This window comes from Providencia sp. PROV116 (assembly GCF_028482485.1).
In the GTDB taxonomy this organism is placed as follows: domain Bacteria; phylum Pseudomonadota; class Gammaproteobacteria; order Enterobacterales; family Enterobacteriaceae; genus Providencia; species Providencia rettgeri.
Genome location: NZ_JAMPQO010000030.1, coordinates 37,827 through 53,410 on the forward strand (window position 1 = coordinate 37,827; position 15,584 = coordinate 53,410).

Annotated in this window: 12 protein-coding genes; 6 read left to right on the top strand and 6 right to left on the bottom strand. The window is 41.7% G+C overall.

Features of this window, described 5'->3' with window-relative positions; genetic code table 11:
* The first annotated feature begins 47 nt into the window (after nt 1-47).
* The 5 genes from deoA (at nt 48) to PSE72_RS17690 (ending at nt 4,419) form a co-directional block, all read left to right on the top strand.
* On the top strand, nt 48-1,370 hold the full coding sequence (deoA, locus tag PSE72_RS17670) for a thymidine phosphorylase (protein WP_004914783.1): 1,323 nt from the start codon (nt 48-50) through the stop codon (nt 1,368-1,370).
* A gap of 52 nt (nt 1,371-1,422) precedes the next feature.
* A complete protein-coding gene (gene deoB, locus PSE72_RS17675; RefSeq protein WP_004914781.1) occupies nt 1,423-2,646 on the top strand; it encodes a phosphopentomutase in 1,224 nt (407 codons plus the stop codon).
* Nucleotides 2,647-2,890: 244 nt separating this feature from the next.
* Nucleotides 2,891-3,607, top strand: a complete 717-nt coding sequence (gene deoD / locus PSE72_RS17680; protein ID WP_004914779.1) for a purine-nucleoside phosphorylase — start codon at nt 2,891-2,893, stop codon at nt 3,605-3,607.
* A gap of 135 nt (nt 3,608-3,742) precedes the next feature.
* On the top strand, nt 3,743-4,048 hold the full coding sequence (locus PSE72_RS17685; RefSeq protein WP_198642070.1) for a type II toxin-antitoxin system HigB family toxin: 306 nt from the start codon (nt 3,743-3,745) through the stop codon (nt 4,046-4,048).
* Nucleotides 4,049-4,050: 2 nt separating this feature from the next.
* Nucleotides 4,051-4,419 carry a helix-turn-helix domain-containing protein gene (locus tag PSE72_RS17690; protein WP_115166594.1) on the top strand — a complete coding sequence of 123 codons (369 nt, stop codon included), beginning with the start codon at nt 4,051-4,053 and terminating at the stop codon, nt 4,417-4,419.
* Nucleotides 4,420-4,466: 47 nt separating this feature from the next.
* On the opposite strand, the gene PSE72_RS17695 is transcribed toward PSE72_RS17690, so the two are convergent.
* Nucleotides 4,467-4,961, bottom strand: a complete 495-nt coding sequence (locus tag PSE72_RS17695; RefSeq protein WP_164528370.1) for a GNAT family N-acetyltransferase — start codon at nt 4,959-4,961, stop codon at nt 4,467-4,469.
* Nucleotides 4,962-5,168: 207 nt separating this feature from the next.
* Between PSE72_RS17695 and PSE72_RS17700 the strand changes: the two genes are divergently transcribed.
* Nucleotides 5,169-6,407: a hypothetical protein gene (locus PSE72_RS17700; protein ID WP_115166595.1), complete on the top strand. Its 1,239-nt coding sequence runs from the start codon at nt 5,169-5,171 to the stop codon at nt 6,405-6,407.
* 85 nt (nt 6,408-6,492) lie between these two features.
* Here PSE72_RS17700 and PSE72_RS17705 read toward each other — a convergent pair whose 3' ends face one another.
* From PSE72_RS17705 to PSE72_RS17725, 5 genes are all read right to left on the bottom strand, one after another.
* Complete coding sequence (locus PSE72_RS17705) at nt 6,493-9,282, bottom strand: M16 family metallopeptidase (RefSeq protein ID WP_272691041.1); 2,790 nt, start codon at nt 9,280-9,282, stop codon at nt 6,493-6,495.
* Entirely contained in the window at nt 9,272-10,978 is a 1,707-nt protein-coding gene (locus PSE72_RS17710; protein WP_115166597.1) for an ABC transporter ATP-binding protein/permease, read from the bottom strand. Before PSE72_RS17710 ends, PSE72_RS17705 begins: the two co-directional genes overlap by 11 nt.
* A gap of 69 nt (nt 10,979-11,047) precedes the next feature.
* Nucleotides 11,048-13,825, bottom strand: coding sequence for a secretin and TonB N-terminal domain-containing protein (locus PSE72_RS17715; RefSeq protein ID WP_115166598.1), 2,778 nt, complete (start codon nt 13,823-13,825; stop codon nt 11,048-11,050).
* Nucleotides 13,826-13,942: 117 nt separating this feature from the next.
* Complete coding sequence (locus PSE72_RS17720) at nt 13,943-14,929, bottom strand: FecR family protein (protein WP_198642076.1); 987 nt, start codon at nt 14,927-14,929, stop codon at nt 13,943-13,945.
* On the bottom strand, nt 14,929-15,465 hold the full coding sequence (locus PSE72_RS17725) for an RNA polymerase sigma factor (protein WP_115168249.1): 537 nt from the start codon (nt 15,463-15,465) through the stop codon (nt 14,929-14,931). The genes PSE72_RS17720 and PSE72_RS17725 overlap by 1 nt, the downstream gene beginning before the upstream one ends.
* Between the last annotated feature and the right edge of the window lie 119 nt (nt 15,466-15,584).

The following is a 15,584-nucleotide window of genomic DNA, read 5'->3' on the forward strand; positions in this document are numbered from 1 at the left end:
TTTCGCAATATTGTTAGCCGATAAATTCGACTTTAAAGGAGCATATTGTGTTTCTGGCACAAGAAATTATCCGTAAAAAACGTGATGGTAAGCCATTAAGCGAAGAAGAGATTCGTTTCTTTATTAATGGAGTTCGCGATAACTCAGTTTCAGAAGGTCAAATTGCTGCATTGGCAATGACTATCTATTTTAATGATATGACCATGCCTGAGCGCGTTGCATTAACGCTAGCTATGCGTGATTCAGGAACGGTGTTGAACTGGAAATCACTCAATCTCAATGGCCCATTAGTTGATAAACATTCAACTGGTGGTGTGGGTGATGTCACTTCATTAATGCTCGGCCCAATGGTCGCAGCGTGTGGTGGCTATGTACCGATGATCTCAGGCCGTGGTTTAGGCCACACCGGTGGCACATTAGATAAACTCGAAGCGATCCCTAATTTCGATATTTTCCCAGATGATGCGCGTTTCCGTGACATTATCAAAGATGTCGGGGTAGCAATTATTGGGCAAACCAATTCATTAGCACCTGCAGACAAACGTTTTTATGCAACCCGTGATATCACAGCGACAGTGGATTCAATTCCGCTAATTACGGCTTCAATCTTAGGTAAAAAATTGGCAGAAGGCCTTGATGCTCTGGTGATGGACGTTAAAGTTGGCTCAGGTGCATTTATGCCAACTTATGAGAAGTCAGAACAGCTAGCTGAGTCTATTGTTAAAGTCGCGAATGGCGCAGGGTGTAAAACCACCGCATTATTAACTGATATGAATGAAGTACTGGCATCCAGTGCCGGTAACGCCGTTGAAGTGCGTGAAGCTGTACAATTTTTGACAGGTGAATACCGTAATCCACGTCTTTATGAAGTCACCATGGCGTTATGCGTAGAAATGTTAGTATCTGGCTCATTAGCCGCAAACCGCGAAGAAGCACGTCAAAAATTACAGGCAGTATTAGACAATGGTAAAGCGGCAGAAGTGTTTGGCCGTATGGTTGCAGCGCAAAAAGGGCCAGCTGATTTTGTTGAAAATTACAACAAATACCTGCCGACTGCAGTGCTGAGCAAAGCGGTTTATGCACCAAAAGACGGCATTATCACGCAAATGGATACACGTGCGCTGGGAATGTCTGTCGTGACTTTAGGTGGTGGTCGTCGTAAAGCGACAGACCCAATTGATTATAGTGTTGGTTTGAGTGATATCGCTGCGTTAGGTGCCAAAGTGGATACCCAAACGCCACTGGCAATTATCCATGCAAATAGTGAAAAAGCGTGGGAAGAAGCCGCGAAGGAAGTGCGTGAAGCGATGGTGATTGGTGATAAAGCACCTGAAGCTACACCTATGGTTTATCGCCAAATCAGCGAGTAATACACAAGATTTTAGTGGTATATCGTATTTAAAAATACCGCAGGAGAAAAATATGAAACGCACATTTATTATGGTTTTGGATTCCTTTGGGATCGGTGCTGCACACGATGCACATAAATTTGGTGATGAAGGCTCAAACACACTGGGTCACATTGCAGATGCTTGCGCACGTGGCGAAGCGGATATTGGTCGTAAAGGGCCTCTGCATTTACCGAATTTAACAAAATTAGGTTTAGGTAAAGCAGGAGAAGAATCAAGCGGTTCATTCCCTGCAGGCCTTGATCCTAATGCAGAAATTATTGGCGCATACGCTTATGCGAGCGAAATTTCTTCGGGTAAAGATACCCCGTCAGGTCACTGGGAAATTGCGGGTGTACCTGTGCTATTTGATTGGGGTTATTTCTCTAATGAAGAAAACAGCTTCCCACAAGAACTGCTGGACACTTTAGTCGAGAAAGCAAACTTGCCGGGCTATTTAGGTAACTGCCATTCATCCGGTACAGTTATCCTCGATCAACTGGGTGAAGAGCACATGAAAACCGGTAAACCGATTTTCTATACCTCTGCTGACTCCGTATTCCAAATTGCGTGCCACGAAGAAACTTATGGCTTAGATAAACTGTATGAGCTGTGCGAAATCGCACGTGAAGAGTTAACCAAAGGTGGTTATAACATTGGCCGTGTTATCGCGCGTCCATTTGTTGGTGATAAAGCCGGTAACTTCACACGTACAGGTAACCGTCATGACTTAGCGGTAGAGCCACCAGCACCAACAGTATTGAAAAAATTAGTTGATGAAAAACAAGGTGAAGTGGTTTCTATCGGTAAAATTGCTGATATTTACGCTCATGTTGGTATCACTAAGAAAATTAAAGCCACAGGTATTGATGCACTGTTCGATGCAACGGTAGAAGAAATGAAACTGGCGGGTGATAACACCATCGTTTTCACTAACTTTGTGGATTTTGACTCAGCATACGGCCACCGCCGTGATGTGGCTGGTTATGCCGCAGCATTAGAATTGTTCGACCGTCGTTTACCTGAACTAATGAAATTAGTTAAAGAAGATGACATTCTGATTTTAACCGCTGACCACGGTTGTGACCCAACTTGGCCAGGTACAGACCATACCCGTGAGCACATCCCAGTACTGATTTATGGACCAAAAGTTAAACCTGGCTCATTAGGTCACCGTGAAACGTTCGCGGACATTGGGCAGACAGTCGCTAAGTACTTTGATTTGTCGCCGATGGAGTATGGTAAACCAATGCTCTAACACCCATTACCCGTCATTCTTTGAGCTGTCGCGGTGTTGGCTGCATAAAATCCCCCTAATCACATACTTATGTATGCTCATAGGGATGATTTTCTTTGCCGCCTAGCGACAACTCAAATTATTTAGGGTAATTGTGCGCAGTTAAAGGTAATGGGCAAGGCTTTGCCGTCATCTTTTTTAAGAATAAGGTGGGGAAACCATTTTATTCATTTAAAAAAATTTAATCATTTAAAGGGAAATAATCATGGCAACTCCACATATTAATGCAGAAATGGGTGATTTCGCTGATGTCGTTCTGATGCCAGGCGACCCATTACGTGCAAAATACATCGCTGAAACCTTCCTTCAGGATGTTCGCCAAGTCAATAATGTGCGTGGCATGTTAGGTTTTACAGGGACTTATAAAGGTCGTAAAATTTCTGTTATGGGTCACGGTATGGGGATCCCTTCATGCTCCATTTATGCGAAAGAACTGATCACTGATTTTGGTGTAAAAGTGATTATTCGTGTGGGTTCATGTGGCGCAGTAATGGATGACGTCAAATTGCGTGATGTTGTGATTGGTATGGGTGCTTGTACTGATTCACGTGTTAACCGTCAACGTTTTAAAGAAAATGATTTTGCAGCGATTGCAGACTATGACTTAGTCCATAATGCGGTTGAAGCGGCAAAAGCAAGAAACGTGAATGTGCGTGTGGGTAACTTGTTCTCAGCAGACCTATTTTACTCACCAGATCCTGATATGTTCAAAGTGATGGAAAAATACGGCATCCTAGGTGTTGAAATGGAAGCTGCGGGTATCTATGGTGTTGCCGCTGAGTTTGGTGCTCGTGCATTAACGATTTGTACCGTTTCTGACCACATCAAAACTGGCGAACAAACAACGTCAGAAGAACGTCAAACCACGTTTAATGAGATGATTGAAATTGCACTGGACTCCGTGCTGTTAGGCGACAAATAGTCGTTAGACGTTTTCATGATGCGCTAAAATGCCACCTATTGTGTGGCATTTTTTATGAGAAAATTATAATAATAGTGAATCCTAAACTGGGACTTGATGATTGACTTAGTCCTAAAATGGGACTAGGCTATTTTAATGAAAATCATCTCCATAAAAACGCTGAAAGACTTTTGGTCAAAATATCCAGAGTCAGAACAACCGCTGAAGGCATGGTTGGATGAAGCTATCAAGGCAACATGGAAAACCCCTTCAGATATCAAAGGAATGTATCGCAGCGCAAGTATTTTAAAAAACAAGCGAGTGGTATTTAATATAAAAGGGAATTGTTATCGATTGATTGTCGCTATTGCGTATCAGCGTGGGTGGATATTCGTTAAATTCATTGGAACTCATGAACAGTATGACCGAGTTGATGCAGAAACGGTGGATTTGGAGTCATGATCATGAAAATTAAACCCATTAGAACAGAACAAGACTATGAAGCGGCTTTATTAGCGGTTTCACCGATGTTTGATAATGAGCCTGTATTAAATACCCCGGAAGGGGATTATTTTGAGGTGATGTGCTTATTGATCGAAGAATACGAAAAAAGGCACTACCCTATTGAAGCGCCAAACCCAATCGAAGCGATTAAATTTCGTATGGAACAACAAGGTCTTACAGTAAAAGACTTAGAACCCGCGATAGGAAAAGCTAATCGGGTTTATGAGATATTAAATGGGAAACGTAATTTGACGTTGCCAATGATCCGTCGTTTACATTATCAATTCGGGATCCCATTACGTAGTTTAGTCGGTGTTGAATGCCCTTAAAATATTAATAAATTGATATGCCACCTATTGTGTGGCATTTTTTATCGCTATTTTTTGATTCTACTCATCATCACGGCATCAACATATTGCCCATCACGGAATGCATAATCTTTCATGCGGCCTTCTAGTTCAAAACCAAACTTTTCATACAGCCCGACGCCACTGCCATTTGCGGCGAATACTTCTAGTTCTATGCGATGGACATTCAGCCAGTTGTCACAGTAATCCACCATCACTTGCATCAGTTGTGAACCAATACCTTTGCCTTGGTGGGCTTCACTAACGGTAATCCCGAAGGTAGCCACATGGCGGCGGCGTATTTGGCTTGGTTGATGAATAACGAGTAACCCGACAACGACATCATCAATAGTGGCCACAAACTGTGTGACTAGCGGGTCATTAGCACTTAGGCGAGCTTCCCACGTATTTGTTGTTGGGTATGGCAGTTGTAAAGTATTCGCATACGCGGAATAGTCAGCGTGCATTTGGGTGATTGCAGGCACATCGTCCAGTGTTGCTCTGCGGATGGTTATGTTGTTCATTACTTTACTCATCATTGTCGTTTCTAGAATATATTAATCACATCAAAAATATATTATGTCAACTTAACAAAGTCATATAAATCTAGTAGTAGCATTAAATTTTACTGATTGTATTTAAAAATTATTGAGGGAATCGCTATCTGATATCGAAAGCTTATTGGCTTATATATTATTTTTGTGTGTCTTACCTCAAATAGGAAACCTAATATGAAGATCTTTAAAGCCATAAGCCATCACGATCATGCTACAAAGCAAACGAACCCATCAATTTCACTGAGTGATATGGTAGATAACATTATCAGAAAAGATAGCTTCTATGAGGGATCTAGCCATCTGATAATAGATAAAATAGTTAGTTTAAAGAATAGTAGTAATGCTGATGGAATGAAGGAAATAACAGAGGCATGGGGTAAAGTAAATAAGGCTAACGAAAAAGCGAAGTATAAAATTAATAAGTATTTTAATAAAGGCATCGAAGCAAGTAAAAATTATTTTCTTTGTCCTCCTAAACAGTCACTTCCTACTAAAGAAATACAATCAGAGCAAAAAGAAGATGGTTTTGAAAAATCAATTGTTCGAAAATCACACAGTGACGATTTATCTAATAATTCAATGCCAATAAAGAGTAATTCTGAAAGTGATAGAATTATAGAAAAGATGGAACATTGCAACGGTGTGATTACAAAACAGAAGAATGAAGTAGTTAGTGAGGAAATAAAAAAAATTAAACTAAATCAGTTGGGCAAGAGTGAGGAGGAACCTAAGTCTCAAAAAATCCTTTCTCGCCATACGATAGAGGAAGCGATTAGAATTAAAGTGATTTTTAATGAGATCTCGAATAAGTCATTAAATTTGATTAAAGCTAAAATTAAGGAAAAATTTAATAAGTTGAAGTCAAGTGAAACCCCTGAACTCTTTGAGCGCGAAATGTTAAGTGCACAGGGAATACTAAAAGAATACGATAATGAATTGGTATGTAAGAAAATAAATGAAATTATTAATCAATATTTAGATGAACATGAATTATATATTAGAGAAAATAGAAGTCCAATAAACCGAATTTGGTGTGCTATAAATTCCGTGTTTGGATTACAAGATGTTACGCCACGTAAGCTCAATGAGTTTAAAATGGCAATTATAGATGGTTTGAAAATGGAGCCTGTTGAGAATATTGATAAATATAAATCAGACTTAAGGCGGAAAATATCAAATTATACTCATGAAAATATTGCTAAGCAGATTAATGATTTCATAGACGTTTATTCAGTAGATAGAGTGAACGAATTGAAGGGAAATGAAAAATTCAGTGTTGTAAGTAAGACAGAGTTATTGGAACCTGAAAAAAATAGAGATCCGGAAGAGATAATGAAGGATATGAGTTTAAAAAAAATAATTTCACACGTATTCAATCGAATTATCAATAAAATAAGAAGAATATTTAGCTGAAATTAATCATGAATTTCATTTATGTCAATAGGGTGGAAAGTAGAAAGATGAGCCCAATGTATTTACGGGCTCATCTTTACTCATATTAAGGCGTCATCATAAACACTTTCGAATTTTGCCCTAAATACTGACGAGCCAAGCGGTTAATATCCTCAACCGTAAGTTGGCGAATAATATCTTGTTCTTGATTTAAACGCTGATATTGCCCATCATCTGCAGCAATCTGTGCCAAAGCTTCGGTCCAATAGCTTGAGCTATCCGTCACTTGTGAATTTTCAGTGAGCCAAATATTTTTTGCTTCAGTTAACTCTTTTTCACTCACACCTGTTTGACGAATTTGCCCAATCGTTTTTTGGGCGATTTGCGTCATTTCTTCAGCACGCTCAGGTGACGTGGTGAAATTCAAGCGAGAGAGGTAATAAGGTTGCGGTTTTTTCGCTAACATCTGTGAAAAACCTAATGCATAGATCCCGCTGGCTTTTTCACGTAATTCGCCGCGCAGACGTTGGCTCACAATGGTATCAATAAGTTGAATTGCTAAGCTATCTTGTTGGCTCCATACGGCGGGTGAGGCGAATTGAATGCTGACCATGCTTTTATCACTGCTACTGATGGGATATGTTTTATTAAAGCTGGCCATTTTTGGCATGATCCCTTGGTCACGAGATACCAGTTTTTGGTTACTTTGCGGCAGTGATGCAACCCATTGCTCTAACAGCGGTTTTAGCTCACGACTATTCATTGCACCTGTAATGACCAGTGTCATATCTGCTGTTGACGTGAGTAATTGGCGGTTGGCTTGCTGCAACTGTTGAGCAGTAAATTGTTGCCAGCTACCTTGTGGATTGATCACTAAAAATTCACCATGGGTATAGCTTTCTTTATTGATATTATCAAGGAATGTGCGCTCTACGGGAGTTTTGGATAAGTTTAAAGCAAAAGATTGTTTTTGTTGCTCTAACTTTTCACCACTAAATTGAGGCGCTGTTAGCTTCAAGTTGAGTAGTTGTAGAGCCGTTTCGAGGTTATCGACAGGGGTTTTTCCCCGAAAACCATGCGTGAGTAATTCACTGTATGGGCGAACGCTAATTTGGTTTTGTTTTGCCAGTAAAGCCAGATCACGAGCGCTGTAATTCCCATAACCGCTGCTTTCAGGAAGTTTCAATGCCCAATCGGTTAAACCTGCCGTTTGTTGTGTTTCTAACGAGCGGCCACCCGGTAATTGCAAGTTAAATTGAATGTCATCTTTCAGATTTTTATCTGTTTTAACAATTACCTGAATACCATTGCTTAATGTCCAACGCTCTGTTTTTTCAACTGGTAGCTTAGATTGCTCAACAATATCCCCTTTGGGAACTTGAGGTAGTTGTAGTTGAATTGCTTTGGAGCGCAGCGTAAATGGCCCGGGTGTGCTTTGGCGTATTTTAAGCCATTGTTGATTAAATGTGGACTTATCCATTGTCGCGGCATCTGTATCCGGTCCAATTAATGCTAAACGCGGGGAGGCAGTTTGTAGGAATTTAGCGACATGTTGTTGTAAATCCTGCGGTTTGACAGACTTTATCAATTGGTAGCTGTTATCTAACTGCTGGCGCTTATTCCACATCGGCATGTCGTATTCAAGTGCCGTAGTGAGTTGCCCCGCTAAATATTCATTGCTATAACGTTGTTCTGAAGCGGCTTGCCGGCTAAATTTTTTCAGCATGGCTTGCTTTGCAGAATCAAGTTCTTCTTGGGTAACCGGCTCAGTAGCAAGGCGTTGTAGCTCTGTAAATAAAATCTCAGTCGCACCTTGGTAATCATTGCCTTTAGGGTGGATGATCATCAACTGTTGTAAGCGCTGGTTATCTAACATTGCTCCTTGTTCATTGATACTAATGGATGGCAAAACGCCGTTATCCACCATGACGGAGAAACGCTGGTTTAAAATGGCTAACCAGAGGTTATCGAGTAAATCTTCGGACTGCCCTAAGCGCGTATTTAGCGGTGCGCTAACATCCTTTTGTAAGGCAAATTGCACATAACGCGCCCCTTGCTCTTTATCAAACACGCCTTGCACTAACATATTGGTTGAGTGGGCAAATTGTTTCCATTGCGGGTTATCTTCTGCCACTTTTTCGGGTTTAGGGAGCGCAAATAAATTATCAACCTGATTGCGTACTGATGAACTATTGAAATCACCAATAATTAATAGTGACATTCGCTGAGGTTGATACCATGTTTGGTAATAGCTTTTCGCTTGCTCAATCGGGGCATTGCGTACCACATCTAATGAACCAATTGGGTTGCGATCGACGTATCGGCTACCGTGGTAGCGTAATTTTTCTAAACTATCGTTGATGCGATAGCCCATCCCTTGGCGTAAGCGCCACTCTTCAACAATGACAGGACGCTCTTTTTCAAAGGCGTCTTGGTCAAATGTCATATTTGATGCCCAATCAGCCATCACTTGTAAGCCCGTGGCGACTTGTGCTGTCGTGGCTTCAGGGAGTGATAATTTATATAGCGTGGAATTTAAACTGGTGATCGCATTAACATGGCTACCGAGTTTAAGCCCTTGGTGTTCAAGCTGTTTGAACCCCGTGGTTCCCGGAAAATGTTTGGTGCCTTTAAACGCCATATGTTCAGTAAAGTGCGCGAGACCAAGTTGCTGTTCATTTTCTTGCAATGAACCGCTACTGACCAACAAACGCAGTTCAACTCCAGGTTGATTGCGTTGTAGAAGGTAAACTTGCAGTCCATTTTCGAGTTGATAGTGTTGCAGGTCACCGCGTACGGGCAACAGCGAGGTTGCATTTTGACTCACAGGTGTGCTGCCTGCGCAGCCACCGAGCAGAATGCTTACCAGTGTGGCGAAGGTAATTTTACGAAGCATATTCAGGTGTTCCTGTATTTAAGGATTTTTCACTCGCAGGTTCAACGAGCAATATTTGTTGTTCCGCAAATTGAGCAACGAAGCTCTGATGGCTAACCAAAACAATGGCGCTGTCATGTAACTCAGCTTTCAATAGAGCGAGGAGCTCTAATGCGCTGTTTTCATCAAGGGCGGAGGTGGTCTCATCCAATAACAGTAGTTTTGGTCGGTTTAGCAATAAACGTGCAAACATAATGCGCTGCTGTTCCCCACCAGATAAACGGTTGCTCCAATCGGTTTCGAGTGCGAGTTGGTGATGCAGTTTTTCTAACCCGACTAACATCAAAGCATATTGAAAATCTTGCTGACTAAATTGGGATGTCGCTTTGGGATAAGCCAATAAGCTATCAAGCCGACTAATTGGTAAATAGAGGCGTTGTGGGATCCACATAACTTTTTCTGTTCGGCTGATAGTGCCGTTGAAGAAAGGCCAATGCCCACTTAGCGTGCGTAATAAGGTGGATTTACCAACACCAGAACGGCCACTAATCAAGGTTAATTCGCCTTGTTTGGCGGTTATATTCACGGAATTAATTAAGCAGCGGTTGTCTGCGGTAGAAACGGATAATTTAGCGATCAGAGGTGGCGATTTTTCGTCGATAGTAACCACTGCTTTGTTATCGTTTTCCAATAAAACCACAAAGTTGTATAAACGGGAGACTGTGGCTTGCCATGCGGCGATTTCTTTATAGGCAAAAATAAACCAGCCGAGTGAAGTGGCAACACTGGTAAAGGCTTGGCGCAATTGCATTAAGCCACCCAACATGATTTCACCCGCAAGGAATTTAGGTAATGCGAGTAATACAGGCGCTAAGGCGGTAACTTGTTGGTAACCCACTGTGTAGAAAGAGAGGTTCCGCTCACAACGGATCAAGCGGTTCCAGTTGCTAATAATTTCACCAAAGCGCCCCATCAGTTCTTTTCTATCTTGAGTTTCACCACGCTGCCCTGCGATGGCATCACCGTGTTGGCGGCAATTAATTAATGAGCTACGGTAATCCGCTTCGCGGCGTTGTTTATCCATATGCAAACGGCGAAGTGGGAAACCAATCCATTGGGTAAGTGCAATACCAATGAGGGTATAAATAATACAAGCCCAGAACATATACCCAGGAATGGTCCAGTCGCTATCGGCAAAATTAAACGACAGGCTACCGGAAAGTGTCCAAAGGATGGTCGCAAATGAAATCAGAGTTAACATTGAGTGGAGGAATGTCACCACTAAATTTAATGTCGATTCAATCAGTAAACGAATATCTTCGGCAATACGTTGGTCTGGGTTATCTGGCTCTTGTGATGTCAGCCTTAATAGGTAATGTTTGCTATTTGGCGATAACCAACGGCTAAGTATTTGCTCCGTCATGCCTTTACGCCAGCGGATAATCAGCATTTGTTTTAGGTAATTACCCATAACAACGACAAAAATTAGCCCGCTGACTAAAATCACAAAGTATTGCAATAAGCCATACAGCGCTTGGCCGTCGAGTTTTTGTAGGGCGTTATAAAAATCCCCATTCCACATGTTCATTTTGACGTTGAACCAAACTGAGGACAACGTGAGCCCGAGTGAGGCAAACAGCAGTATCCAGCACAAAAGGGCAGCACGCTGCCCCCAAAAAGGTTTTACTAAATAGAAAAATTGTTTCAGTGTCTTCATGACGTTTTGTTCATTTGTTGTTTTATTTTAATGGCTTATATTTTTTAAATTGCTCACATTGCTGGTGGATTACAGGTCGTAATTGACTTGTAACCAGAACTGACGGCCCGGGTCGTAGGATTTCAATACTCGGTCTTCAAAGACAAAGCGGTCAGCAACATTTTTATTGTTAAGGATATTGTTCACTTCGACTGAGAAGCCAAAACCGTGAGCGAATTCAGGTTTCCAGCCAAGACGGGTATCCCACGTATATTTACTGGAGAAATGCTGCTTGGTGTACTTACGAACTTGTCCATATTCAGGGTCGACTGCGTAGGCGTTATCGTAGCGAACTGCTTGGTCACGAGCACCCCACCATTGCAGGCGGTTGTACCAAGTTAGGTCATAATCATCCCAAACACTGGTCAGTTCTAAGTTAAATTTGAACGGAGAGTTAAAGCTGGTTGAAGGCAATTTTGATGCATCAATAATTTTGCCGTCATACCAAACTTTGTTTAGATTGACTTTATTGGCTGGGTCAAATGAGTTATAACCTGAATCTTTCGGGGTATTACTTTCACTTTGCTGCCATGTAAGTGATGCTGTCATTACATGGGAAGCATCTGCCCACTCCCAAGGTTGGCTGTTATTAACTGAAAGGGTTACGGTGTCGTGTGAGCTACGGCCGCCATTGTCGTACATCCGAATGCTACGTTTATCGGCATCACGAGTGTCATATTTGGTACGAGTTCTGACTTCGTCATACCCTTCACGGTGTACGTATTGTAGACGCCATGTGGTTGAAAGGATTTCTTGTTGCAGAGCAACAGTAAGCTCATCATTATATGGCGTTTTTAGTGAATCGATCCCTTCGTAATCTTTTTGATTATCCCAATTGTTATTCTCTAATATTAGGGAGCAAGGATCCCATTCACTACCATTACAATTTTGCATTCCGCCATTTTGCGCACCGTACAGTGCATAAGTCAGCATGGAGCGGCCATAGTAGCGGTTCGCACCTGCTATAATTTGCGTTTTACCATTACCGAATACATCATAGTTACCGGATAAACGTGGTGCGATATTAGTGCGGTTTACAAAATCATCACGATCAAGACGAATACCTGGTCGTAGCGTTAAATTGCCATACTGGATGTTATCATCCAAGAAAATTGCATAGTTAGTGTAGTCTGCGGAATATGACCCTTTTTTAAATCGATTAATATTTGTCAGACTACCATTATAATCATCTTTGATTAGATTACCTGAATAGGTGTAGCGGAGATAATCATGATCACGGACATACGTCCCTTTGGTATAGTTTATTTCGGCCCCTAACGTTGGTTGATGAGTTATCCCTAAGCTATCTTCGAGAGAATTAAATCTCATCACTGTTTTTAGACCATGACTTTTCTGTTTCGATTCTAAATCACCAAGGCCACCACTATTACGTTCTGTCACGCCGAGGTAATTCCAATCCTCATCAAACTCAATCGCTCTAACGGTTAGTGAGTATTTTTGGTCGTTGCTACGGTTATCTTTTAAGTCTTGAGTATTAGCAGTGATTTCAAATTGGCCTAAATCCAGCTGATGTTTAAATACAGCGGTAAAACCTAATCCATCATGGGTTGAATCATAACCCGAGTTGCTGACGGACGAAGAAAATAAGCGGCTATCGTAAGAGGCGTAGTTAGCAGATAAATCTAATGAACTTTTATCCGATAAATCCAGTGAATATTTTAAAAAGTAATTATCTGAGGTACGGCGCTGATTTTTTTTACCTGAATCAGAAAAAATAGGTTCGATTTGGTTGTTTTCCAGTACAAATGCTTCGCCACCCGTCACTGTCATCGGGATAGTCGAGCTACGACGTGAGGCCGAGAATACGAGCCCTGAATTTTCACTCACCCCTAATTCAAACCAGCCACCAAAGTCATTTTTATCGTAGCGGTTTTGAAAGCGAGCAGGGTTGGCGGTATCATTTTTAGTAGTATCAATACCTTGTGTGGAGTCATGAAACAAGTTGTTCCAACCGGAGCGAGTTAAGCGGTAATAGGCATGGGCGCTATTTTCCCCTTGCCAGCGACGGCTATTGACTTCAACGGTTCCCCCTGTAAACCCACCAAATTCGACAGGAATGTTATTGTCATACACTGTCATGCTGTCGATCAGACGGCTATCGATGTAGATCCCTTGGTCGCTACTGCTCAGACGGGTCGCTGTTTCACCGAGACCACTGTCTGCGGGGTCAAAATCATTATTAAAACTAACACCATCAAGGCGATAAGCATTTTGATAGCTGCTTGAGCCGTGGATTGAGATGCGGGAAGGCTTGATTTCTCCTTGGTTCATCGAGTTGCTGTCATTGTTAGCAAATTGGACAGCAGGGTTAGTTTTCATCAAGTCGGTGATATTGCCATCACCGGTATTTTTCTGGCTAATCTCTTCAGACGTCACATATTGCGGTGCTGACATAACATCTGTTGCGGGGTGATTCTGAACAACGCCAGAGACTTGAGTTTCCGGTAATACCAATGTGCCTTGGCTTAAATTTTGCTGACGAATAACGAAAACACCATTTTCATTGACTAACTCTAAGCCGCTACCGATGAGTATTTTTTGTAATGCGGTTTGTGCGGAGTAGTTACCAGACAAGGCAGGTGCTCGTAAGCCATTTAACTGACCTTTATCATAAATCAATTGAATTTGACCTTGGCGGCTAATTTCAGCCACTGAGGCAGCCAGTGATTGTTCTGGTAGTGAAAATGCGAGTTCTTGTGCTGATGCAGACTGACAAACAATGGCGCTACTCACCGCAATAGCAAGGGCGAGCGGCCTTAATCGGCTTTGAGTAAACTGAATAGACATGGTTATCCCTTATTCTTAAGCTGCACTAAAAGTGTGCGAAAATAGGTCAGCAAAATGATGACTAGTTAAGAAGAGGGTGAAATGAGAATTATCCTCACCTGCAAATGAAAATATTTTTTATTTATTTTTTTTATTTTGAATAATCAATACGTTATTTTTATCTCGATAGACGACTTGTACCGGAAGTAATGAAGGAAGGGCTTGAAAAAACTGTTCTGGCTGATGGGTATTGATGCGACCTGAGATTTTACTCTTCGCTAATTGAGCGGGAGAAAGCTCGATATTTATCGATGAATAGTTTTTAAGTTCGTCGAGGACTTCTGAAAGTGGTTTATCAACAAAAACAAATTCACCAAAACGCCAACGAGCCACATCTAGCGGGTTGATGTGTTGGCGAGCGATTGGGCTATTCGGCGATTGACTGACTGCTCTGTCACCGGCAAGTAGGAAAACGGGTTGTTTGCTTGCGGCATCTTCAAAGCTGACAATGCCTTGGCTGACATTCACAGCAACTTGCTGAGCCACTTTGTTGACTTCAAATTCGGTTCCTACTACTTGAATACGCCGGTTATCAGCTTGAACAATAAAAGGCCGATAAGGGTTGGATTTGACTTTAAAGTAAACATTTCCCTGTTCTAGGTACAGGTTACGAACTGGAGTTTCATAGGCAACATGAATACGGGTATTGTGGTTAAGAAACAGCTGGGAACCATCGGGTAATGTGACTTCTTTAGGCGTATCCGTTGCTACTAAGGTCATATTATTGAGTAACATCGCAGGCAAGTGGCTGTAGGGCAAAAACAAAATAGCTGCAATAAAAAATGCCGCTAAAGTGTTGCCCAAAGGGCGCCATAAGCGAAAAAAAGGGCGTTTTTCCTTCGGAAGTATTGTGCTAGCAGGGCGCGGCATATCATCAAAATCGCGCCATAGCTCAGCAATGGCATCATACGCTTTTGCATGTTCAGGTGATGCTGCAACCCATTGTTTGAATTGCTCAGTTTCAAGAGCACTAATGCGTTGGCTATGCATGCGGGTAAACCACAGCGCGGCTTCTTCATCAATGCGGCTTTCATCATCTGATGTTTGCAAAGAGTCGTGTGTCATTACGAATTATTGCCCTGATTATCAAGGTGTTTTTTACAGTGAACAAGTGCTGCTGCAATATGTTTTTCCACCATACTGATTGAAATTTCCATTCGCTCAGCAATCTCACTTTGAGATAAGCCATCAAAACGATACAGCAAAAAAGCTTCTCGTCGACGGGGGGGTAACGTTTCAAGTGCCTCGCTCAGCCGTTGGATCCGTTGCTGATGTTCCAAGATTTCACTGGGATCAGCTTGGCTCTGTTCAAAATGTGGCTCATGAGTAACGTCATCAATGGATGTCTCTGATTTAGTTTGGCGTTGGTTACGTCGCCAATGGTCAATCAAAACATGATTCGCAATTTTAAACAGATAAGCGCGGCTCTCTTTTACAGGCGTTTGTTCTTTACGGTTTAGCCATAGTGTAAACACATCCTGTGATAAATCATCAGCATCGTTGCTGTTATCTAGCCGACTGCGGAAAAAGCGCACAAGTTGGCTATATGTTGACTGATACGCACCGCTAATTTTACGGGCAAGAGATTTATCAATAGTCATTTTACTGGTGTTAATGTCATAAAAGAGCACAGTTGTGCTGATTAATAATCTGCTCAGATTACTTTATTATTTAAATCAATAATTTATTTTAATAATTGTGTTTTTACTAATAATAATGA